Genomic DNA, 20185 nt, shown 5'->3' on the forward strand with positions numbered 1-20185 from the left:
GCGCGCATAGCCGTCCATTTTCATCTCGCCTGGCACCCCACACCGCCCACACCACACGCCGAAGGTGCCGCCCCGACGCGGCGAGAGGCGAAGATAGACACGTGAGCAGCATCCCGTTCGACATCGCCGCGATCGGCGCAGGCCTGGTCTTCGCCGCCGCGGTCGGCGACCTCGACTCTGCGCTCGGGCGAAGCCGGGCCGCGGTCATCAGCGCGCCGCCCGGCACCGGAAAGACCACGCTCGTACCCCCGCTGCTCGCGAACCGTGTGCACGGTCGGGTGATCGTCACCCAGCCCCGACGGGTTGCCGCCCGCGCCGCCGCACGCCGGCTCGCACAACTCGATGGCTCCGGGCTCGGCACCCGGGTCGGCTTCACCGTCCGCGGCGAGCGCTCCGTCAGCCAAGAGACGCAGATCGAGTTCGTTACCGCCGGAGTGCTGCTGCGGCGCCTGCTCAGCGACCCTGGGCTCGACGGAGTCGACGCAGTCGTCATCGACGAGGTGCACGAGCGCGCCCTCGAGACCGACCTGCTGATCGGGCTGCTCACCGAGGTGCGCGAACTCCGTGATGACCTCACGCTCGTCGCGATGTCCGCGACGCTGGACGCCGAGAGGATCGCCGCTGTCTTGGGCACCGATGAGCCCGCTCCAATCGTCACGCAGACCGTGCCGCAGCATCCGCTCCACGAGCGTTGGGCACCCAGCCCGATTCCGCGTCTCGATGAGCGCGGCGTCACCTGGGGCTTCCTTGATCATGTCGCTGGCGTCGCGGCATCCGCTGCGCGAGAACTGACCGGCGCAGATCCTGCGGCCGACGTCCTCGTGTTCGCACCCGGTGCACGTGAGGTCGCCGAGATCGCGCAGCGTATCCGCACGGCTGGCCGCGACTTCGACGTCCGCGAATTGCACGGGCAGATGCCTGCGCGCGACCAGGATGCTGTCATCAGCGGGCGTGCGCCGGCCGAACCGCCACGCATCATCGTCACGACCTCCCTGGCCGAATCGTCTCTGACCGTGCCCGGCGTCCGGATGGTCGTCGACACCTGCCTCTCTCGCGCTCCGCAGCGCGATGCCGCCCGCGGCATGACCGGACTGGTCACCGTGCCCACCTCACGGGCCTCAGCGATCCAGCGATCCGGACGCGCGACGCGACAGGGCCCAGGAACCGTCATCCGCTGCGTCGACGAGCGCACTTTCGCGGCAGCTCCCGCGCGTCCCGCTCCCGAGATCGCGACCGCAGATCTCACCGATGCGGCCCTGCTGCTGGCATGCTGGGGGTCGCCCGGCGGCGCAGGACTGCGGATGCTCGATCCGCTCCCCGCCAACAGCCTGAGCGATGCCACCGCCGTGCTGTACAGCATCGGGGCGATCGACGACGAAGGGCGCGCGACCGACGAGGGGCGAGAGCTCGCCCGCATCCCGACCGATCCCCGGCTCGCTCGCGCACTGCGCGACGGCACACCGCTCGTCGGCGCCCGATTCGCCGCCGAGGTCGTCGCGCTGATCGGCGGAGACATCCGCGTCACAGGTGGCGATATCGCCTCGGCTCTCGTCGATCTGCGCAAACGCAGGGCACCGGAATCGCGCCGCTGGACGCAGGAGGTCGCGCGTTTGCTGCGCAACGCGTCGTTCGCGAACGATGACCGCACCGGAGCAAGCACGGACGACGTCGGCCTGATCGTCGCGCTCGCTTTTCCCGAACGGATCGCACGGCGAGTGGAGCGCACGGCGAGCGGAGCAACTTTTCTGCTGGCCTCGGGAACCCGCGCGGGGATCACGGGCCCCCTCGCCGACGCGAAATGGCTCGCGGTCGCCGATGTCACTCGAGCGCAGGGACGCGCGGCAGCAGGCACCGGGGCGGTCATCCGCGCCACCGCAGCGATTTCCGAAGAGCAGGCCGAGTTCGCGGCAAGTCACCTTCGCACCGACCGTGTCGAGGCAGAATTCACCGGTGGACGCGTCGTCGCACGTCGCGAGCGCCGCATCGGAGCGATCGTCCAGGCGTCGGTTCCGGTGCGCGCGCAGGCCGATATGGGCGGGCGGGCCGCCGTGCGCCGAGCCCTCACACGCCATGGCCTGGACGTCTTCGCCTGGTCGGATGCCGCTGATGAGTTGCGACGCCGCCTTGCCCTGCTGCACCGCATACTCGGATCGCCCTGGCCGAATGTCTCAGACTCAGCACTCCTCGATGACCTCGAGACCTGGCTCCGCCCAGAACTCGATGCTCTCGCCAGCGGTCAGCCGGCGGCCCGCGTCGATCTCGCCAGCGCTCTGCGGCGCCTGCTGCCCTGGCCAGCAGCATCCGCCTTCGATTCTCTCGCCCCTGAGCGACTCGAGGTGCCCAGCGGATCGCGCGCCCGCATCACCTACCCGCCGCTGGATGACCCGACAGCACGACCCTTCGTCGCCGTCAAACTGCAGGAGTGCTTCGGATGGGCAGAGACCCCGCGGCTCGTCGGTGGACGCGTTCCGGTGCTGTTCCACCTGCTCTCCCCCGCCGGGCGCCCGCTCGCGGTGACGGATGACCTCGCCTCGTTCTGGTCGGGCCCCTACTCGCAGGTGCGCGCCGAGATGCGCGGCCGCTACCCCAAGCATCCGTGGCCTGAAGACCCGTGGCAGGCGGCACCGACGCGGCATACCACTAAGCGCGCCACGCGCGAGTAGGCGCTCAGCACTCGATGACGTTGACCGCGAGACCGCCCTCGCTGGTCTCTTTGTACTTGGTCGACATGTCTGCGCCGGTCTGCCGCATCGTCTCCACGACAGCATCCAGCGACACATAGTGCTCGCCGTCGCCGCGCAGCGCGAGACGCGCGGCAGTCACAGCGGTGGATGCCGCGATCGCATTGCGCTCGATACAGGGAATCTGCACGAGCCCACCGATCGGGTCGCAGGTGAGGCCGAGATGGTGCTCCATCGCGATCTCAGCGGCATTCTCGATCTGCCGGGTCGTGCCGCCCATCACCGCGGTGAGCCCGCCGGCAGCCATCGCGCAGGCCGAGCCGACCTCCGCCTGGCATCCGCCTTCGGCACCCGAGATCGACGCGTTCGCTTTGAACAACGACCCGAGTGCAGTTGCGGTGAGCAAGAACCTGCGGATGCCGCGGCGTCTGTTCGCTTCGGCAACGGCGACGGAATCGATCTCTGTCGAAGAGTCAGCTTCCCTGCGTGAAGCGCCGGAGAATCCGAGCAGGGCGCTGCCGACGAGCTCGCCATACGGGGTGACGGCGTTTCCTGACCCGAGTCCGGAGTCGGCCAGGAACCGCCACCAGTACATCGCGACCGCGGGGAGGATGCCGGCCGCGCCGTTGGTGGGCGCCGTGACGACCCGGCCGCCGGCCGCGTTCTCCTCATTGACCGCGAGCGCGAACGCGCCGAGCCACTCTCCGGGGATCGCAGCGGACCCGTGGGCTTCGATCCCGTCGAGCTGCTCACGGAGCGCGCCGGCGCGGCGCTTGACCTTGAGGATGCCGGGGAGCACGCCGTCGGCGTGCAGACCCGCATCCACACAGCTGGCCATCGCGTCCCAGATCGCATCGAGGCCTGCGGCGACCTCGGCCTCCGATCGCAGTGACATCTCGTTCTCCCGAGCGACGTCGGCGATCGTGATGCCGCGCTCATCGCAGATCGTGATCAGAGACGCCGCGTCGGGATAGTTGAGCGGGAACCCGCCGGCGGCGATCTGCGCCTCTTCGCCGTCGCGGCGGATGAATCCTCCGCCGATCGAGTAGTAAGTATGCTCGACAAGCGACAAGCCGTCAGCCGCATGCGCGCGCAAGGTCATGGCATTCGGATGCCCCGGTAGCCGTGTGCGCGGAGCGAACTCGATATCGCCCTTGGCGAAGGGCACGGCATGAGCACCAGCCACGAGCAGGCTCTCCCCCTCGGGATACGACGTCCACGCACGGCTCACGTCGGCGGGGTCGCACGACTCGGGTTCGAGTCCGCGCAGGCCAGCGACCACAGCATCCGGCGTGCCGTGGCCGATGCCGGTGGCGCCGAGCGATCCGTACAGCGTGCAGGTCACCCGGGTGATGTCCTCGAGTGCTGCTTCACCGGCCAGCCGGCGTGAGAAATCGAGAGCTGCCCGCATCGGACCGACTGTGTGCGAGCTCGACGGCCCCACCCCGATGGAGAACAGGTCGAAGGCCGAGACGTACGCAGTCACACCACCAGGCTAACGCTGTCGTCTGAGAGGCAGCCGACGTCAGCCGACGAACATCCGCATGAGTCTGACGACGAGCACACCCACGGACACGACCAGTCCGAGGTACGCCAGGATGAGGCCGAGGATCGCCATCCAGAGGAGGGGGCCGCGGCGGCTGACAGAGCGATGGCCGATGACGATGGCAACGACGCTCACCGCGATCACCACAAGGTAGCCGACGACACCGCTGGGAATGACGTAGAACGCCAGTATCGCGACTAATCCGGCCACCAAGGCGACCACATGGCTGACCCGTTGGGCCGACAGTTGTTCGGTGTCAGTCACCTGAGAAGCATATCGAACTAAAAACCCCCGCCGCTTTCGCGACGGGGGTTCACTACTGTCTCAACACAGTGTGCGCCACAAGGGACTCGAACCCCTAACCTTCTGATCCGTAGTCAGATGCTCTATCCATTGAGCTAGTGGCGCATTCTCTCGGCCTGCTTCGTTCAAACGGGCCTCAGCAAGAATACATGACGAAGGACCGGAACGCGAAACGAGCGTCAGGAGGCCGTTTCGCGCTTGCGCTTCGCCCGCTGCTGCGACGAAAGCGCCTGCAGATCGACCAGGCGAAGAGCCTGCATCCTGGCCTCTCGCATCGTGGCGTAATCGGGGTCCTGGTCCGGACGCATGCCTTCGACGACGAGGCGTCGATCGAGGTTTCCTCGCACGTCTCCCCATGCAGCGGCACGGGCATCCTCCACCAGGGGCTCCAATTGCGCGGGATCATCTGCCATGGCCTTCAGTCGCTCGGCGACACCGGCGGACTGCTTGGCACGACGACGCAGGTTCCGTACGTCTCGATCACGGTAATCGTGGGTACCGGCGGGATCGGAGTGACGGCCCCGCGCACGCTTGCGCAGGCGGATGACGTTCTCTGCGGCCTGCTCGGATTCTGCGGACATCGCGAGCAGTGCCTCACGGGCCACATCACGATACTTCGCCGCGTCGAAGACCCCGCCCTTGGCGATCGTACCGACGAGGATCTGGTTCTTCACTGCCAGGCGCGCGGCAGCAGTGGCGATCGCGACACCTTCAGCGATGGCATCCGCAGTTCGTCCCACCAGAACCTCCTTCCCAGATCGTATCGTTCCCCAACGACACCATTGTCGGTCACAATAGAGTCCGACAGGTATCCCGGCCTGTCTGATACGTGCAGTGCTGCACGAACGCCGCAAGGAGGATGGATGCGACGGCTCACCCTTGCCGGCCACACCACCGTGATCACCGGTGCCGCCAGCGGCATGGGCGCATCAATTGCCCGCCAGCTCGCCGCTCAGGGTGCGCATCTCGCCCTGATCGATCGCAACGCCGAAGCGCTGAGCTCCCTCACGGATGAGCTTGCCGGCACGATCAGCACGCACGTCGTGGATCTCCGCGATGATGACGCTGTCGTCGCAGCGGCCGCCGAGATCACTGCGGCCCACCCGAGCGTCAACGCGCTGATCACGTGCGCCGGGTCGTCGATGCTCGGCACTCTCGATCAGCTCACCATGGAAGAGATGCGCTGGCTGGTCGACGTGAACCTCTGGGGAACCGTCTCGATCACCAAGGCTCTGATGCCTGCGCTCCGGCAAGCACCCGCCGCACACGTCAGCCATCTCGGCAGCCTCTACGCGATCGCTGCCCCTGCGGGGCGCATCCCCTATTCGATGAGCAAGTTCGCTGTGCGCGGTTTCTCCGAAGCTCTCCGGCACGAGCTGGAAGGCACTTCCGTCAGCGTCGGCATCATCCACCCGGCCGGCGTCCGCACCGGTATCGTTCTGCACGGTCGCTATGCCGCCTCGATCGACCCGGCGGTCGCGGCGCGAGCCGCGTCCGCGCAGGCAGCGATGTACCACACCGAGCCCGAAGACGCGGCGGCGCAGATCATTCGCGCTACCGAGCGACGCCGCTCGCGCACCTTCGTCGGCCGTGAAGCACGGCTCGTCGACGCCATCGTGCGGATCGCTCCCGCGCGGTACTGGCGCACGATGCGCGCGACGCTCCGCCAGGCCACGGATACGACCACGCCGATCAGCTAGAGCGACGCGTTCAGATCCTGCTGACCCTGCCCGAAGGAAGAATCCCCTCGGCGACGGAGCGTCCTCTGGTGTTGGACCACTGACTCCACGAACCCGGATACACCCGCGCGCGGATACCGGCATGCGCGAGGGCGAGGGCCATGTGCATGGCCGCAACTCCTGACCCGCAGTACACGGCGACGTCGGACTGCGCGTGCACTCCCACCGCGGCGAAGATGCGCTGCATCGCGACAGGGGATCGGAAGCGTCCCGCTCCGTCGAGCGTCGCCAGCGCAGGCAGATTCACGGCCCCCGGAATGTGCCCGCCGACCGGTGCGCCGACCGTGCGTGCTCCGCTGTACTGCTCAGGCGTGCGCACGTCCAGCAGCACTCCGCGACGTGCGAAGTCTTCCACGTCATCGATGGTGAGCGCGGCCTGGTTGTCGGGGACGAGCGTCACTCTGCCGAATGCAGGCAGCACGTCGCCCTGTTCGATGGGAAGCCCTTCCGCTGCCCACGCCCGGATGCCACCATCGAGCACCCTGGCATCGACGCCGTTGCCGCTGAGGAGCCACCACAGCCGCGCCGCCGGCACACTGCTGTTGTCGTCGTACGCGACGACGATGTCGCCGTCATCGATCCCCCAACTGCGGGCCGCGTGCTGCAGGTCCTCGAGCGCGGGAAGCGGATGCTGACCGTCCTGTGGCTGCCCGCGGCGGGAGAGCTCGTGTTCGAGATCTACATAGACTGCACCCGGCAGGTGAGCACGAAGGTACTCGGGTCGCCCCTCCGGACGGTCGAGTCGCCAGCGCACATCCAGCAACCGCACCGGAGCGCCAGCGCCATGTTCAGCGTCGATCCGCAGCTGCTGCAGCTGCACCGCGCTGACCAGATGGCTCATGCACCCCAGCATCCGGGCCGTTGCGGCGTCCCGTCACGCACATACGACACGCGCGTTAACGGAGCGACATGCAAGGTAACGCGCGACCCGCTCGCCTCGGTCGCGCGAGATCAGGGCAGGCGGTTCGCCTTGGCGAGGTTCTCGGTCAGCTCAGCGGCGTTCTGACGCACCACATACGCAGGACGGTCGCGCTCCACACGCCAAGACTGGCTGAGCGGACCGATGTTCACCGTGTCGAATCCGATCTCGTCGTAGAACGAGGTGACGAATGCCGCAGCGTCATCGAAGTCGCTCGCCGTCGCGAGAGCGCGGCGGTTCTCGGTGCCCGCAGGCAGACCATCGGTGGTGATGTCGCCAGATGTGATGTGGTTGAAGGCCTTGGCGACCTTGGATGCGGGCAGGTGCTTCTGCAGCATCTGCGAGGTCGTCGTCTCGCCCTCATCGAGAGCTGAGATGTGTCCATCGCGCTCGAAATAGTAGTTGTTCGTGTCGAGCACGATCTTGCCGGCGAGCGGCTCGACCGGAACCTGGTTGAGCGCGTGCAACGGCACGGTCACCACGACCACGTCGCCCGCTGCGCCCGCTTCAGCGGCGGTCGCCGCACGCGCATTCGGTCCGAGCTCTGCGATGAGGGCGCTCAGGGTCTCTGGACCCCGCGAGTTCGAGATCACGACCTGGTGCCCGTGTGCGAGAGCCGCGCGCGCGACCTGGCTGCCGATGTGTCCTGCGCCGATGATTCCGAAAGTTGTCATGGTGGGGACAACGTGCACTGCGCCCGGATATTCCGTCAGTCGAGCTTGCGCATCGCGTCTTCTGCGGCGACCCAGCCGAGCATGGCGCACTTCACCCGCGCCACATACTTGGACACGCTGCCGAGCACGGCCGCGTCTCCGAGTAGCTCTTCATCGGGCTCGATCTTTCCCCGCGAACGCATCGCCTCGCGGAACACGTCGATCCTCTTCTGCGCCTCGGGAACGGTCATGCCCTCGACGAGGTCGGCGAACAGGGATGCCGAGGCCTGAGAGATCGCGCAGCCGTGCCCCTCCCACGCGATGGCCTCGATCGTCTGGTCGTCGGCGAGGTGCACCTGCAGGGTGATCTCGTCGCCGCACGTGGGGTTCAACTGGTGGGATTGCGCCTTGACCTCGTCGCGCAGCCCGAAGCCGTGTGGGGTGCGCGAATGGTCGAGGATCAGCTCCTGGTAGAGGTTCTGCAGGTCGCTGGAGGTCATGAGCGCACTCCGAAGAAGTCGATGGTGGCAGCGACGCCGTCGAGGAAGGCGTCGATCTCGTCGTCGGTCGAGTACAGGTACGTGCTGGCGCGGGTGGATGCTGTCACGCCGAGCCTGCGGTGCAGCGGCTGCGCACAGTGATGCCCGACCCGCACGGCAATTCCCCGGTCGTCGAGGAACTGTCCGACGTCGTGCGAATGGATGCCGGGGATGTCGAAGCTCGCCAGCCCCACTCGCGGCAGCTCGATGCCCGCTCCGAGCACGCGGACGCCATCGATTGCAGTGAGTCCATCGACGAGCCTTGCCCCCAGTTGCGCCTCATGGGCGGCGATGCGCGGCATCCCGACGCCATCAAGATAGCGAATGGCGGCGGCGAGCGCGACCGCCTGCGAGACCCGCTGGGTGCCCGCTTCGAACCGCTGAGGCGGGGGCAGATACTCGGCCGCGGTGGTGGTGACCGTTGTGATCATGGAGCCGCCGGTGAGGAACGGCGGCATTACCTCGAGCAGCTCGCGGCGCCCGTAGAGCGCGCCAATACCGGTGGGGCCGAGCATCTTGTGACCGGAGAGAACGGCGAAATCGACCTCGAGCTGCTTCACGTCGATCGGCAGGTGCGGGGCCGACTGGCACACGTCGAGCAGCACCAGCGCGCCGACCTCGTGCGCTCGGGCGATCACCTGTTCAACCGGGTTGATGACCCCGAGCACATTGGACACGTGAGTGATCGCGACGATCTTCGTGCGCTCGGTGATCAGATTCGAGGTCTGGTCGAGCCGGAGTGCGCCGTCATCGTCGAGCGGGATGACGCGCAGGGTCGCCCCGGTGCGCGCGGCGAGCTCTTGCCACGGGATGAGGTTGGCGTGGTGCTCCATCTCGGTCGTCACGATCTCGTCGCCCTCGCCGAGGCGGAATCGTTCAGCCACCGCTCCCCCGCGCCCAGCCGACGCATTGGAGAACGCGTACGCGACGAGGTTGATCGCCTCGGTCGCGTTCGACGTCCAGACGACCTCGTCGTCATCGGCTCCGACGAAGCGGGCGAGCGTGCTGCGAGCGTCTTCGAACACCTCGGTCGCCTCCGCGGCGAGAGTGTGCGCGCCCCGGTGCACAGCGGAGTTCAGCGTCGTGAGGAACTCGCGCTCTGCGTCCAGCACCGCGAGCGGTCGCTGGGCTGTGGCACCGGAGTCGAGATAGACCAGCGGATGCCCGTTCACCTCGGTCTGCAGGATCGGGAAGTCCGCGCGGATGCCGCGAATCTCAGCATCCGTCAGTGCATCGGTCACGGGCAGAGACGAAGTCATTGTTCAAGCTTCTCACCTGCGCCGAGGGGCAGGGCGACGGGCGGGACTCAGGCGGGTGAATCGTCCGGGTTCAGCGCCTTCAGCGCGTCCTCTTCGACCTCGTTGTCAGCATGCAACTGCTCCTCAGTCGTCTTGTCACCGCCGAGAGGTGCGTCGTCGGTGCGTGCGACATCTGCGGCGCTCTCTTCGGGGCGGCTTTCGTCAGCAGGGTCGTGTCGATGCTCATCCATATCCGCACCGTACGCCCCAACCCGGCCGAACGCCATCAGGCGACCGCTTCGGCCGGGCGAACGCTGATCATTTTTGTTCGCCACGCGGGCTCAGAATCGACGAAACTCATCTCGCATCTGAAGCCGTCGCGCTCGCGATCGCACGTCGCAGGCGCGAGAACAGGGCTGCGCCGCCGTTGGCGAGGTCTTCCTGCGTCAAGCGGATCACAATCCAGCCATGGTCCTCCAGATCTCGCTGGCGTCGGATGTCGGTGCGCCACTGTTTCGGGTCGCGACGATGACCGTCGCCTTCGTACTCGATAGCGATCTTGAGCTTGGGGTACGCGAGATCGACGCGAGCGATAAAGCGTCCGCCGTCACACACTTTGTGCTGGACGACTGGTTCCCCGAATCCCGCATCCGTGATCAGCAGGCGCGTCTCGGTCTCCTTCGGCGACTCGACCTTCGGACGCGCCAGCGATAGCGCCCCGCGCACCGTCCCGCACCCCGGGAACCTGCCCCAGACCGACAAACGCTCCTCGATCTCATCGATCGTCGCGAGAGGTCTCCCCGGCCCCAGACCCGGGTAGCCGTCGGCGTCGGTGATGAGGGCATCGATGATCGTGACTGCCTCGTTGACGGTGAGTCCCGGCGCGCAGGTAAAGAGTGCGCTCACGGCATCGACGACCGGCACACCCGATATCCGCCACCTGTTCACCTTGCGGTCGGCAAGACGTCGCCCCCTGACCCCCGCGATCCTCGGCGGGTTCACGTGCAGGGGCACAGCCACGTCGAGAGGCTCGTCCGGCATCCAGAACCACGGGAGGGGAAGACCCCACAGTCTTGCGGCGGTGCGTCCGGCGAAGTCATCGGCGGGCCGCATGCGCGGCCGATAGCAGTCAACCGTTTGACGAAACGTCTCGGGCGCGCTTTTCGAACGTGTGCCGTGGAACGGACGGTGCAGGTCGTCGGCATCCCGACGCGACCGCCCAACACCGGCGGAATTCGCAGAGCGGATGCTGAAGTGGTCGCCCAGCCGCGACGGGAGCTTCTTCCGGATGCGCATGCACACAGCTTGAGCGGTCCGTGAAGCATCGCAGACACCCATCCGCACGAATGTGGACAACCCGCGGCATCCGCTCGCTGTGCAGTACGTGTCCCCCGCCCCTCTGACGCATGCGGGATACTTCGTGTCGGTTCTGAGGCCGGACAACCGGCAAAAGGTATCTCTCGCCGCGACGGCGCGGCGGTGCGACGCGGGGTCATTCCGCAGTGCCACCAGGTCGGTACCGCAGGAGGACGCGGGACCATGCCCGCCATCCGTAGCGTCGAAGCATGATCACTGCAGAAGGCCTCACGAAGAGGTTCGGAGACAAGACCGCCGTCCAAGATGTGTCGTTCACGATCCGCCCTGGCACGGTCACGGGCTTCCTCGGCCCGAACGGCGCCGGAAAATCGACCACAATGCGCATGATCGTGGGCCTTGACCGTCCAACGTCCGGGCGCACCACGGTCAACGGCCAGGAGTACCGCAAACTGCGCGCCCCACTGAGCGAAGTGGGCGTGCTCCTCGACGCGAAGGCCGTGCACACCGGCCGCACTGCCCGCAACCATCTGCGCGCGATGGCAGCGACGCACGGCATCCCCGCCTCCCGCGTCGATGAGGTCATCGACCTCGCCGGCATCGGTCCTGTTGCCCGCAAGCGTGCTGGCAAGTTCTCGCTCGGCATGGGGCAGCGCCTCGGCATCGCGTCGGCGCTCCTGGGCGACCCGCACACGCTCATCCTCGATGAGCCGGTCAACGGACTCGACCCCGAGGGTGTGCGCTGGGTGCGCCAGTTCGTGCGCCACGCAGCATCCGAGGGCCGCACGGTGCTGCTCTCCAGCCATCTCATGAGCGAGATGGCGCAGACCGCCGATCACGTGATCGTCATGGGGCGCGGTCGGGTGCTGGCGGATGCTCCGCTCCCTGAGCTCGTGCGCTCATGGACGACGAACTCCGTGCTCGTGCGCACACCACGCGCCACTGAGCTCGCCTCCGCACTGGAAGGACCCGAAGTGGAGATCGTGACCACAGGGCCCGAGACACTCGAGGTCAATGGCATCCCGGCATTCCGCATCGGTGATGTCGCCGCGGCCGAGCGCATTGCGCTGCACGAACTCACCCCTACAACCGGCTCGCTCGAAGACGCCTATCTCGCCCTGACCGGCGAGTCCGTCGAGTACCGCAGCTCCGTCGAGAACCCCGAGGAGATCTCATGACCACCACGACCGCCCCGCGGCGAGCCACCCACGTCGCATCGCCTTCTCGATTGACCTTCCCGCGCCTGCTGCGCAGCGAGTGGATCAAGCTCTCAACCCTCCGCTCGACCTGGTGGGCGATCGGCATCTCCGCTGCGCTCACGATCGGAATCGCCCTGATCGCGGCAGCATCGCTCAAAGACGTCGTGGGCTTCGAGCCGATCCAGGCCGTGGTCTCGCCGATGCAGTTCACGATGCTGCTCGCGGGAATCCTCGGCGTGATCTCGGTCACCGGTGAGTACTCCACGGGAATGATCCGGTCGACCTTCACCGCGCAGCCCGTCCGCGGTGCGGTGCTGGCGGCGAAGGCTGTCGTCATCGCGATCGTGCTCTTCGTCTCATCGCTGATCATCTTCTGCACCGCAGCTCTCGCCGTCACCCCGTTCTTCGCGGACGGCGACATCTCGTTCGCATGGGACGATGCCTCGAAGTCGACCCTGCCGATCCTGGCCGCGTCGATCTCGATGGCCGTGTTCGCGGTGATCGGTCTCGCCTTCGGCTTCCTCCTGCGCTCCGGTGCGGGGGCGATCGCCGCGACCGTCGGTCTGCTGTTCGTGCTGCCGCTGATCGCGGGCCTGTTCGCAGGTGCTGGCCCTGGATGGGAATGGATCGCAACCGTCGTGAACCACCTGCCGATGTCGGCTGCGCAGAGTGCGATCCTCCCGCAGGACGACTGGGGCCTGCCGGTCGCCGAGGCTTACACGACCCTCGCGGCATGGGTTGCCGCAGGCATGCTCGGTGCCTGGGCGATTCTGCGCACACGTGACGCGTAGAGTCGACCACGTGAACACCGGCCGCAGCTCCTCTGTCCTCATGGACACGGAGCTGCGGCTGCCGCGCACCCCCGGGGTGATCCGCAGGTTCTGGGCGCGGCATCCGCTGCTCGCCGACGTTCTGATCGCACTGATCTGCTTCTTGATGAACACCGGTCCGCTCACTTTCATCGGCTTCTACTCGGCGTCGGACCACATGGACGAACCGGTTCCACCCGTGCCCGTGCCAATCATCATCGCCGCCATGATCCTGATCGCCTGCGGCCTCATGCTTCGTCGACGACGCTGGCCGGTGATCGTCTTCATCGCAGCGTACGCAGTATCGATCGCGTACCTTTTCTCATTGTCGCCCGCTGGCGGTGTCCTACTCCTCGTCGCGAGCTACTCGCTCGCCGTCTACCGCTCGACGCGCGCCGCCTGGACCGGCCTGGCATACGGGATGGGCGGCTATGCGCTGATCGCGCTGGTGATGTGGCTGACCGGGGTACTGACCCTTCAGAGCACTCTGAACGGTGTGGCGGGCGAGCTCACCATGGCTCTGATCGGAACCCTCATCGGCGTCAACATCGGCGGCCGAAAGCGCTACGTCGAAGCGATCATCGCCCGCTCCCGTCAGTTGCTCATCGAGCGCGATCAGCAGGGCCGGATCGCCGCCGCGACAGAGCGGGCGCGCATCGCCCGCGAGATGCACGACATCGTCTCGCATTCGCTCACTGTGGTCGTCGCCCTGTCCGAAGGCGCCGCCGCCACGGACGACCACGAGCGCGCACGGGATGCATCGGCGGCCGCTGCTGCGACCGCGCGCGGCGCGCTGACCGAGATGCGCGCCATGCTCGGGGTGCTGCGCGATGGAGATGCGGATGCTCCGCTCGCTCCCTCCGCTCCCGTGAGCCCGCAGGACACGGTCGCGGCCGCGCAGCGCGCAGGGTATCCGGCGACGCTGACGGTGAAGGGGGCGGGCGCGGGATCACCTGCGGCCTCGCCTGCCGTCGAGTTCGCGATCGGACGCATCGTGCAGGAAGGCATGACGAACGCGATGAGACACGCGCGCGGCGCCCGCACCATCTCGGTGCGCATCGCGTACGAACCAGAGCTCGTCACGATCGACATCGAGAACGACGGGGTCTCCGGCACCGCCGGCACGTCCGGATTCGGCATCCGCGGTCTTCAGGAACGCGCCGCCCATGTCGGCGGCACGCTGACCTCCGCGCCGGTGAGCGAGAACCGCTGGCTCCTGCACGCCGAACTGCACGCAGACGCATCAGAGACCGAGGAACACCATGAGTGACAGCATCCGCGTGCTGCTCGTCGACGATCAGGAGCTGATCAGGGTCGGCTTCCGACTCGTCCTCGAGGCCGAGTCCGATATCGACGTCGTCGGCGAGGCCGCCGACGGGGATGCCGCTATCGCGGCCGCTCGCACGCTGCGCCCCGACGTGGTGCTGATGGACGTGCGGATGCCGGGAACCGACGGCATCACCGCAACACAGACCATCACGAAAGAGCTCCCGGAGAGCCGCGTGCTCGTCCTCACCACCTTCGATCTCGACGAATACGCATTCGGCGCGATCGCCGCCGGTGCGGGCGGGTTCCTCCTGAAAGATGCGCAACGGAACGAGCTGATCTCGGCCGTGCGCGCTGTGCACCGCGGCGACGCCGTGCTCTCGCCCCGGGTGACGCGGCGATTCCTCGAGCACCTCAGCCCGCAGCTGCGCACAGCGCCCGCCGTGGATGATCCCACCGGGTCACTGACCGAGCGCGAGCGGGACGTGTTCATCGCGATCGGCGAGGGCCTGACGAACGCCGAGATCGCGCAGAAGCTGTTCCTGAGCGAATCAACCGTGAAGACGCACGTCGGGCGGGTGCTGATGAAGCTCGAAGTGCGCGACCGCATCCAGGCAGTGATCCTCGCCCACCGCCTCGGCCTCGCCGGCTGAGCGGCATCGCCTGGTCGAAGTCGCGCTCAGGGAGTCGTGCGCTCGTTCTTGACCACCGCACCTGCAGTCACGAACACCAGCGCACCCACAATGCTGCCGGTCACCCAGATCCACGGGTCGAGTGTGAGCGGAAAGACCGGGTTCCAGACCACCGCGATGACGACGAGCGCGATCGTCCACCACCATTGCGCTGCCTGCAGCGCGAACCACGCGACGATCAGCGCGAGGATCGTGACGACGAAGAGGACGATGGTCCTCCCCAGCCCCTCTGCGAACAGCGGCAGCGGAGAGATGATCAGCGCGATCGCCGCGAGGATGCCGGGGACCAGAGCATTGCGCTGCAGCTGTGGGGAAGGAGAAGCCATAGCTCCATCTTCGCGCATTCGCGTTCAGTGCGTGGGCGGGAAGTGCGGGATGTGCGTCGGGCGGGTGGAACGCGAAGGCATGTCGGCTACCTGCGCGGCATCAAGTTCGTCGAGCATCTCGTCGATGCTGCGGTAGCGGGAACGCGTGGGGCACGGACTGCGCAACCAGAGTACGTCGAAGTGCCCGCTCTCGTTGCGGTCGATATAGGCGACCAGGCGGGACGCATCTGCTTCAGTAAGCGCAGCATCGCAGATCCGCCACGAGTTGTGGGTGAGCGGGATCACTTCCCAGACGGACGCCGGTCGCGGGGGCTCTGGGGCTGTCATGGTCATAATGGCTTTCCCCCGGTGACGGGAAGGATCGCACCGGACGTGTACGACGACTCCGCGGACGCGAGGTACACGTAAGCGCCGGCGAGCTCGGCAGGCTGTCCCGCGCGCCCGAGAGGTGTGTCACTGCCGAAGGTGCGGATCTTCTCTTCATCCCATCCCGTGCCGGGAATCAGCGGCGTCCAGATCGGGCCGGGTGCCACCGCGTTGACACGGATGCCGCGTGGGCCCGCCTCTTCGGCGAGCGCTCGCACGAATGCCACCTGAGCCGCCTTGGTCATTGCGTAGTCGATGAGTCCCGAAGACGGGTTGAACGACTGGATGGATGCCGTGACGATGATGCTCGCTCCGGCTTCCAGCCCTTCGAACGCGGCCCGAGCGGAGAAGAGCAGACCTTCGAGGTTGGTCTGGAAGACGCGGCGCATCTCGTCGGTGCGCAGATTCGCGAAACCGTCGATGTCGTGCTGATAGCCGGCGTTGAGAACGAGGACGTCCAGCCCGCCGAGTCCCTCCCGCGTTTTGCGCACGACTTCAGTGGCGAAGTCCTCGTTACGCAGATCGCCCGCGAGGCTGAGCCCGGTGCGTCCTGCCTCTCTCACGAGGTCGAGGGTGGCGTCAGCATCCGCCTGCTCTTCGGGCATGTGAACGATGGACACGTCCGCCCCCTCGCGGGCGAACGCGACCGACACTGCCCGCCCAATGCCGGAATCACCACCGGTAATGAGCGCCTTACGGCCTTCGAGACGACCATGACCGACGTAGCTCGTCTCGCCGTGGTCGGGCTCGGGGCGCATCTGATCCGTCAGACCGGGCTGGTTCTGCGTCTGCGCGGGGAATCCCGCATCTGAATGCGCATGGCGGGGATCTTCCGCGTTCATGTGTGACCTCCTCGCAATGGGTGTAGTCACACTCTCCTTCTATCCAGCCTCCCCGACCAGGGGGTTGACACGATGATCGACCGGTGCGAATGAGCACACACGTTCGACAGGTCAGCTGACGGGTGGCACCGTCGACATCTCTGCGGTGCCGGCTTCACCGTTGTCTGCCGGCTCAGGAACGAGGTAGAGGCCGGATGGGGAGTTCGCGGTGTATGCGAGGGCGTCGACCCATGCACGGTTCACTGATGGCTGACGCCCACCGTAGTACTTGTACACGATCGAACTGCCGGGATGCACCCACACCGTGGTGCGACCACCGCCCACGCTGGCGTCCTCGCGCCAACTGAAAGCGAACGGTTCACCCCGCCGCAGCTTTGCGCTGATCACGAGCTGCAGATGAGTCAGCGCGCGATCTTCGATTTCTACCTTGACACCACCCTCGTAGATGAACTTGCCCATAGTTGCCTTACTTTCATGACGTCGCTTCGGGATCGAAGCGTGAAGTACTTTCGCGCCCGCTTCCCCGTGGCTAGCGTAATGCCATGGGAACGATCTTCTATGGTGGCGGCTCAGATCCGATCTCGGTCGAAGACCGCGCCCTCGCACACCTCAAAGTCGTCATCGCGACCAAGCTGCGCCGCAACGAGAGCTTCACCCTCTCGTGGAGGCACCCCGAGGGAGAGAAGCCTGGCCGGTCGACTGTCTGGCTGCATCCGTCGATCCCGCTGCGCTTCGTATTCGATACCCCTGAACCGCCTGCGCTGAGTGCGGAGTGGATCACTGCGATGGCCAACTCCGCCAATACGAGCGGGGGCATCACCCTGATCCCCGAGGATGTGCGGCCCTCGGGGAGCTACAGCTAGCCGCGCACCGTCTCGAGGTCAAGCCCCTCTCCTCCGCCCTCCGGTCGGCCTAACGTTGCCACCCAGTGAGAGAAGGAAGGGACCGGACAATGACCGACCAGACTGCCCCCGGGTACAAACCGACGACAACCCATGCCGAGTGGGGAGCGGGCGATCCGAGGTTGCTCGTCTCGCGTGAGGACGACCGGTTCGTGCACCACATCACGATCGACGCGGTGCGCATCGGCTCGGCGGACGGGAACGAGCTCCAGCTCACCGACACCGACCCCGTCCACGCGACGATTGCTCACGACGATCGAGATGAGTACGTGCTCACTCTGCATGGCGAGGGCGAGATGAACGCGAGTCCGCTCGCTGCCGAGGCAGACGGCGGTGACCGTTCAGAGATTCTGCGCACGGGAGCGCGCTTCACCGCGGGCCCGTGGACCCTCGTCTTCAGCCGGGATGAGTTCGCCGATCATGGCCGCCCATACGGCGGGCGAGAGGGCGGCGAACTGGACGACCAGCCGCCGCAGCCGGCGCGACCGGACTACACCGATCGCGTCGATGAGGAGCCGGCTTCCAACCTCGAAGTCAAGGACGGCTGAGTCACCGCTATGCACGTCGACGGAGAAGGAGAAGGAGAATGACGCTCGCGAGGGACATCATGACTTCCGCACCACGGTGCATCGGAGAGAACGACTCGCTCAGTATCGCGGCAGCCGTCATGTCCGAACTGGATGTCGGGGCATTGCCGATCTGCGGCGAAGACCGGAAGCTGAAGGGCATGCTCACCGACCGCGACATCGTCGTCGGTGCGGTCGCCGAGGGCCTCGATACCGAGAGCACGCCGGCGCGAGCGCTCGCTCAGGGGCGACCGGTGACCGTCGAGGCGTCGGATGACATCCAGGTCGCACTGCAGAAGATGCAGGAGCATCAGATCCGCCGGTTGCCGGTGATGGATGATCACCTGCTCGTGGGAATCATCAGCCAGGCCGATGTCGCGCGTTCCCTGGCCCCCGAGACAACCGGCGTCACCGTCGAGAGCATCTCTCGGTAGGAGACGGGATGAGCACGCCTCCGTCTGCCGACGTCAATCGGATCAGCGAACTGGCACGCGTTCACGGTCTGCGCATCGCTGTGGTCGAGTCGCTCACAGCCGGCGGCCTCGCCCTTTTCGATGCCGACGTCTGCGTCGTCACGACCGGTGTCGGCGGGCCCGACCCCGAAGGAGGGCACGAGCCGGGAACGGTGTATCTGGGCTGGGCGACAGGCGACGGCGTCGGACACCTTCGCCTCCAGCTCGAGGGTGATCCCGACACCGTGCTGACGGCCACAATCGCCGCGGCCTGTCGCCTGGTGCGTGCGCGCACCGAAGAGTTCCGCCGGCCTGAACACTCGGAGTGAAAATGCGCAGTCGACTGCACGGAATTCTGCTGGCATTGGCGATGACCGCAGCTCTCACAGGATGCGGCATCACTGTGCCGACAGATCCCGACGGCACGCTGCAGACAGTCTCCGGCGGTGAGCTCCGCGTCGGAGTTGCTCCGGACGAGGGACTGGTGGATGTCTCCACAGCGGCACCGACCGGCCCACTCGTCGATCTCATCGACGAGTTCGCCGCCTCCCTGGATGCCGACGTGCGATGGACCATTGGCAGCGAGGAAGAGCTCGTGGTGAAGGCGGAGGAAGGAGACCTGGACCTCGTGGTCGGCGGATTCACCGACCAGACGCCGTGGGTCAATCGAGTAGGTGTCACGCGCGGGTACACCGGCATCGAGGGCTCGGGAGGTCGTTCCACTGTGATGTTCGTCCCGCTCGGCGAGAACGCCTTCTTGTCCAGCTTGGAAGAGTTCCTCGATGCGGAGGTCGGCCGATGAGCACGCATCACCAGTTCGGACGCACGGATCTTCCACCTGAGCAGCAGCGCGCGCTGAAGAAGGCCGTGCGGTGGGAATACGCCACGATCGGCTACACCATCTGCACGATCATCCTGGTCGCGTTCGTCGTCGGAAACTCTCAGGCGATGCGAACAGCGTGGATCGAGGACATGCTCTCCCTCATTCCGCAGATCTCGTTTCTCATCGCGCTGATCTTCGTCCGACGTGGACCGACCGTGGACCATCCCTACGGGATGCATCGGGCAATGGGCGTCGGTCACCTCGTCGCCGGTGTCGCCCTTCTCGCCGTCGGTCTGAACCTCGCCTACGAAGCGATCTCGGGACTTGCCGCAGCGGAGCATCCGACGATCGGGACGGTCAACCTCTTCGGACACACGATCTGGCTCGGCTGGCTGATGGTCGGCGTCATGACGATCATCGTGATCGGACCATTCGTGTACGGCCGTGCGAAGTCGAAGCTCGCACCACTGCTGCACAACAAGATCCTCTACGCCGATGCCGACATGGCCAAAGCGGACTGGCAGACCAATGCCGCCTCGATCGTCGGTGTTCTCGGCGTCGGAATCGGCGCGTGGTGGCTCGACGGTGCCGCCGCGCTCTTCATCTCACTGAGCATCATCTGGGACGGTTTTCGCAACACCAAGGGCGCTGTCGTCGATCTCATGGACCATCGTGCGCGCACCTACGATGACAGGCATCCGCATCCACTCGCGCGTGAGATCGTCGAGCATCTTCGCGCACAGCTGTGGATCAAGGATGCGGCGGTACGCATGCGCGATCAGGGCCAGGTGTTCCACGTCGAGGCGTTCATCCTCCCTCGAAAGACGCGGGTGGCGGTCGCTCAGATCGACGCGCTCTCCGAGTCCATCTCGGCGATGGACTGGAAGGTGCAGGATGTCGTGGTGATTCCCTGTACCCGCCTGCCTGATGAAGCCGACAGCGGGCTGAACTACGAGAACGCCGGCTAGGTCTGCCGCGCCAGTACTGTCATCACTCTTCTTCCGGCTCCG

Annotated in this window: 25 protein-coding genes and 1 tRNA gene; 12 read left to right on the plus strand and 14 right to left on the minus strand. The window is 66.5% G+C overall.

Features of this window, described 5'->3' with window-relative positions:
- Positions 1 to 101: 101 nt before the first annotated feature.
- Positions 102 to 2663 (plus strand): ATP-dependent helicase HrpB, encoded by a 2562-nt coding sequence (hrpB, locus tag ACTU6U_RS02485; protein WP_443467568.1) that lies wholly within the window; start codon positions 102 to 104, stop codon positions 2661 to 2663.
- A gap of 4 nt (positions 2664 to 2667) precedes the next feature.
- Here hrpB and ACTU6U_RS02490 read toward each other — a convergent pair whose 3' ends face one another.
- From ACTU6U_RS02490 to ACTU6U_RS02505, 4 genes are all read right to left on the minus strand, one after another.
- On the minus strand, positions 2668 to 4167 hold the full coding sequence (locus tag ACTU6U_RS02490; protein ID WP_443467569.1) for an L-serine ammonia-lyase, iron-sulfur-dependent, subunit alpha: 1500 nt from the start codon (positions 4165 to 4167) through the stop codon (positions 2668 to 2670).
- A gap of 39 nt (positions 4168 to 4206) precedes the next feature.
- Positions 4207 to 4491, minus strand: a complete 285-nt coding sequence (locus ACTU6U_RS02495; RefSeq protein WP_443467570.1) for a hypothetical protein — start codon at positions 4489 to 4491, stop codon at positions 4207 to 4209.
- A 71-nt stretch (positions 4492 to 4562) separates the two neighbouring features.
- Positions 4563 to 4635, minus strand: a tRNA-Arg gene (locus tag ACTU6U_RS02500).
- 74 nt (positions 4636 to 4709) lie between these two features.
- Positions 4710 to 5270, minus strand: a complete 561-nt coding sequence (locus tag ACTU6U_RS02505; protein ID WP_443467571.1) for an asparagine synthase — start codon at positions 5268 to 5270, stop codon at positions 4710 to 4712.
- Positions 5271 to 5393: 123 nt separating this feature from the next.
- Between ACTU6U_RS02505 and ACTU6U_RS02510 the strand changes: the two genes are divergently transcribed.
- Positions 5394 to 6230, plus strand: coding sequence for an SDR family NAD(P)-dependent oxidoreductase (locus ACTU6U_RS02510; RefSeq protein WP_443467572.1), 837 nt, complete (start codon positions 5394 to 5396; stop codon positions 6228 to 6230).
- A gap of 10 nt (positions 6231 to 6240) precedes the next feature.
- Here ACTU6U_RS02510 and ACTU6U_RS02515 read toward each other — a convergent pair whose 3' ends face one another.
- From ACTU6U_RS02515 to ACTU6U_RS02540, 6 genes are all read right to left on the minus strand, one after another.
- Positions 6241 to 7110 (minus strand): sulfurtransferase, encoded by an 870-nt coding sequence (locus ACTU6U_RS02515; RefSeq protein ID WP_443467573.1) that lies wholly within the window; start codon positions 7108 to 7110, stop codon positions 6241 to 6243.
- Between the two features lie 110 nt (positions 7111 to 7220).
- On the minus strand, positions 7221 to 7862 hold the full coding sequence (locus ACTU6U_RS02520) for an NADPH-dependent F420 reductase (protein ID WP_443467574.1): 642 nt from the start codon (positions 7860 to 7862) through the stop codon (positions 7221 to 7223).
- Positions 7863 to 7897: 35 nt separating this feature from the next.
- A complete protein-coding gene (sufU, locus tag ACTU6U_RS02525; protein ID WP_443467575.1) occupies positions 7898 to 8341 on the minus strand; it encodes a Fe-S cluster assembly sulfur transfer protein SufU in 444 nt (147 codons plus the stop codon).
- Complete coding sequence (locus ACTU6U_RS02530) at positions 8338 to 9639, minus strand: cysteine desulfurase (protein ID WP_443467576.1); 1302 nt, start codon at positions 9637 to 9639, stop codon at positions 8338 to 8340. Before ACTU6U_RS02530 ends, sufU begins: the two co-directional genes overlap by 4 nt.
- Before the next feature lie 47 nt (positions 9640 to 9686).
- On the minus strand, positions 9687 to 9869 hold the full coding sequence (locus ACTU6U_RS02535; protein WP_443467577.1) for a hypothetical protein: 183 nt from the start codon (positions 9867 to 9869) through the stop codon (positions 9687 to 9689).
- Positions 9870 to 9975: 106 nt separating this feature from the next.
- Positions 9976 to 10914 carry an endonuclease domain-containing protein gene (locus ACTU6U_RS02540; protein ID WP_443467578.1) on the minus strand — a complete coding sequence of 313 codons (939 nt, stop codon included), beginning with the start codon at positions 10912 to 10914 and terminating at the stop codon, positions 9976 to 9978.
- Positions 10915 to 11183: 269 nt separating this feature from the next.
- On the opposite strand from ACTU6U_RS02540, the gene ACTU6U_RS02545 reads away from it, so the two are divergent.
- Genes ACTU6U_RS02545 through ACTU6U_RS02560 form a run of 4 tightly spaced genes read left to right on the plus strand, consistent with a single transcriptional unit; the run spans position 11184 to position 14859 of the window.
- The gene (locus tag ACTU6U_RS02545) at positions 11184 to 12110 is read left to right on the plus strand and encodes an ABC transporter ATP-binding protein (protein WP_443467579.1); all 927 of its coding nucleotides are present in this window, start codon (positions 11184 to 11186) and stop codon (positions 12108 to 12110) included.
- Entirely contained in the window at positions 12107 to 12922 is an 816-nt protein-coding gene (locus ACTU6U_RS02550; RefSeq protein WP_443467580.1) for an ABC transporter permease, read from the plus strand. The genes ACTU6U_RS02545 and ACTU6U_RS02550 overlap by 4 nt, the downstream gene beginning before the upstream one ends.
- A gap of 10 nt (positions 12923 to 12932) precedes the next feature.
- Positions 12933 to 14210 (plus strand): sensor histidine kinase, encoded by a 1278-nt coding sequence (locus ACTU6U_RS02555; RefSeq protein ID WP_443467581.1) that lies wholly within the window; start codon positions 12933 to 12935, stop codon positions 14208 to 14210.
- Positions 14203 to 14859 (plus strand): response regulator, encoded by a 657-nt coding sequence (locus ACTU6U_RS02560; RefSeq protein ID WP_443467582.1) that lies wholly within the window; start codon positions 14203 to 14205, stop codon positions 14857 to 14859. The genes ACTU6U_RS02555 and ACTU6U_RS02560 overlap by 8 nt, the downstream gene beginning before the upstream one ends.
- Before the next feature lie 26 nt (positions 14860 to 14885).
- On the opposite strand, the gene ACTU6U_RS02565 is transcribed toward ACTU6U_RS02560, so the two are convergent.
- From ACTU6U_RS02565 to ACTU6U_RS02580, 4 genes are all read right to left on the minus strand, one after another.
- Positions 14886 to 15224: a DUF6804 family protein gene (locus ACTU6U_RS02565; RefSeq protein ID WP_443467583.1), complete on the minus strand. Its 339-nt coding sequence runs from the start codon at positions 15222 to 15224 to the stop codon at positions 14886 to 14888.
- Positions 15225 to 15248: 24 nt separating this feature from the next.
- The gene (locus ACTU6U_RS02570) at positions 15249 to 15557 is read right to left on the minus strand and encodes a hypothetical protein (RefSeq protein ID WP_443467584.1); all 309 of its coding nucleotides are present in this window, start codon (positions 15555 to 15557) and stop codon (positions 15249 to 15251) included.
- A complete protein-coding gene (locus ACTU6U_RS02575; protein ID WP_443467585.1) occupies positions 15554 to 16432 on the minus strand; it encodes an SDR family oxidoreductase in 879 nt (292 codons plus the stop codon). The genes ACTU6U_RS02570 and ACTU6U_RS02575 overlap by 4 nt, the downstream gene beginning before the upstream one ends.
- 111 nt (positions 16433 to 16543) lie before the next feature.
- Complete coding sequence (locus ACTU6U_RS02580) at positions 16544 to 16891, minus strand: DUF7882 family protein (protein WP_443467586.1); 348 nt, start codon at positions 16889 to 16891, stop codon at positions 16544 to 16546.
- An 83-nt stretch (positions 16892 to 16974) separates the two neighbouring features.
- On the opposite strand from ACTU6U_RS02580, the gene ACTU6U_RS02585 reads away from it, so the two are divergent.
- The 6 genes from ACTU6U_RS02585 to ACTU6U_RS02610 all read left to right on the plus strand — a co-directional run bounded on the left by ACTU6U_RS02585 (position 16975) and on the right by ACTU6U_RS02610 (position 20143).
- Positions 16975 to 17295: a DUF7882 family protein gene (locus ACTU6U_RS02585; RefSeq protein WP_443467587.1), complete on the plus strand. Its 321-nt coding sequence runs from the start codon at positions 16975 to 16977 to the stop codon at positions 17293 to 17295.
- A gap of 89 nt (positions 17296 to 17384) precedes the next feature.
- Positions 17385 to 17882 (plus strand): hypothetical protein, encoded by a 498-nt coding sequence (locus tag ACTU6U_RS02590; RefSeq protein ID WP_443467588.1) that lies wholly within the window; start codon positions 17385 to 17387, stop codon positions 17880 to 17882.
- Between the two features lie 38 nt (positions 17883 to 17920).
- A complete protein-coding gene (locus tag ACTU6U_RS02595; RefSeq protein WP_443467589.1) occupies positions 17921 to 18334 on the plus strand; it encodes a CBS domain-containing protein in 414 nt (137 codons plus the stop codon).
- Positions 18335 to 18342: 8 nt separating this feature from the next.
- On the plus strand, positions 18343 to 18681 hold the full coding sequence (locus ACTU6U_RS02600) for a CinA family protein (protein WP_443467590.1): 339 nt from the start codon (positions 18343 to 18345) through the stop codon (positions 18679 to 18681).
- A gap of 2 nt (positions 18682 to 18683) precedes the next feature.
- Positions 18684 to 19154 (plus strand): type 2 periplasmic-binding domain-containing protein, encoded by a 471-nt coding sequence (locus tag ACTU6U_RS02605; RefSeq protein ID WP_443467591.1) that lies wholly within the window; start codon positions 18684 to 18686, stop codon positions 19152 to 19154.
- Entirely contained in the window at positions 19151 to 20143 is a 993-nt protein-coding gene (locus ACTU6U_RS02610) for a cation diffusion facilitator family transporter (protein WP_443467592.1), read from the plus strand. The genes ACTU6U_RS02605 and ACTU6U_RS02610 overlap by 4 nt, the downstream gene beginning before the upstream one ends.
- Positions 20144 to 20185 lie beyond the last annotated feature (42 nt).

It is taken from the genome of Microbacterium zouquanmingi, from assembly GCF_052266695.1.
Classification (GTDB): Bacteria; Actinomycetota; Actinomycetes; order Actinomycetales; family Microbacteriaceae; genus Microbacterium.

What these genes read in the sequence shown, in the direction of transcription:
- ACTU6U_RS02610 (WP_443467592.1), top strand. Translation starts at nt 19,151, where the DNA reads ATGAGCACGCATCACCAGTTCGGACGCACGGATCTTCCACCTGAGCAG.
- ACTU6U_RS02570 (WP_443467584.1), bottom strand. Translation starts at nt 15,557, where the DNA reads ATGACCATGACAGCCCCAGAGCCCCCGCGACCGGCGTCCGTCTGGGAA.
- ACTU6U_RS02585 (WP_443467587.1), top strand. Translation starts at nt 16,975, where the DNA reads ATGGGAACGATCTTCTATGGTGGCGGCTCAGATCCGATCTCGGTCGAA.
- ACTU6U_RS02565 (WP_443467583.1), bottom strand. Translation starts at nt 15,224, where the DNA reads ATGGCTTCTCCTTCCCCACAGCTGCAGCGCAATGCTCTGGTCCCCGGC.
- sufU (WP_443467575.1), bottom strand. Translation starts at nt 8,341, where the DNA reads ATGACCTCCAGCGACCTGCAGAACCTCTACCAGGAGCTGATCCTCGAC.
- ACTU6U_RS02580 (WP_443467586.1), bottom strand. Translation starts at nt 16,891, where the DNA reads ATGGGCAAGTTCATCTACGAGGGTGGTGTCAAGGTAGAAATCGAAGAT.
- ACTU6U_RS02545 (WP_443467579.1), top strand. Translation starts at nt 11,184, where the DNA reads ATGATCACTGCAGAAGGCCTCACGAAGAGGTTCGGAGACAAGACCGCC.
- ACTU6U_RS02510 (WP_443467572.1), top strand. Translation starts at nt 5,394, where the DNA reads ATGCGACGGCTCACCCTTGCCGGCCACACCACCGTGATCACCGGTGCC.
- ACTU6U_RS02530 (WP_443467576.1), bottom strand. Translation starts at nt 9,639, where the DNA reads ATGACTTCGTCTCTGCCCGTGACCGATGCACTGACGGATGCTGAGATT.
- ACTU6U_RS02575 (WP_443467585.1), bottom strand. Translation starts at nt 16,432, where the DNA reads ATGAACGCGGAAGATCCCCGCCATGCGCATTCAGATGCGGGATTCCCC.
- ACTU6U_RS02605 (WP_443467591.1), top strand. Translation starts at nt 18,684, where the DNA reads ATGCGCAGTCGACTGCACGGAATTCTGCTGGCATTGGCGATGACCGCA.
- ACTU6U_RS02535 (WP_443467577.1), bottom strand. Translation starts at nt 9,869, where the DNA reads ATGGATGAGCATCGACACGACCCTGCTGACGAAAGCCGCCCCGAAGAG.
- ACTU6U_RS02590 (WP_443467588.1), top strand. Translation starts at nt 17,385, where the DNA reads ATGACCGACCAGACTGCCCCCGGGTACAAACCGACGACAACCCATGCC.
- ACTU6U_RS02540 (WP_443467578.1), bottom strand. Translation starts at nt 10,914, where the DNA reads ATGCGCATCCGGAAGAAGCTCCCGTCGCGGCTGGGCGACCACTTCAGC.
- ACTU6U_RS02595 (WP_443467589.1), top strand. Translation starts at nt 17,921, where the DNA reads ATGACGCTCGCGAGGGACATCATGACTTCCGCACCACGGTGCATCGGA.
- ACTU6U_RS02520 (WP_443467574.1), bottom strand. Translation starts at nt 7,862, where the DNA reads ATGACAACTTTCGGAATCATCGGCGCAGGACACATCGGCAGCCAGGTC.
- ACTU6U_RS02600 (WP_443467590.1), top strand. Translation starts at nt 18,343, where the DNA reads ATGAGCACGCCTCCGTCTGCCGACGTCAATCGGATCAGCGAACTGGCA.
- ACTU6U_RS02515 (WP_443467573.1), bottom strand. Translation starts at nt 7,110, where the DNA reads ATGAGCCATCTGGTCAGCGCGGTGCAGCTGCAGCAGCTGCGGATCGAC.
- ACTU6U_RS02560 (WP_443467582.1), top strand. Translation starts at nt 14,203, where the DNA reads ATGAGTGACAGCATCCGCGTGCTGCTCGTCGACGATCAGGAGCTGATC.
- ACTU6U_RS02550 (WP_443467580.1), top strand. Translation starts at nt 12,107, where the DNA reads ATGACCACCACGACCGCCCCGCGGCGAGCCACCCACGTCGCATCGCCT.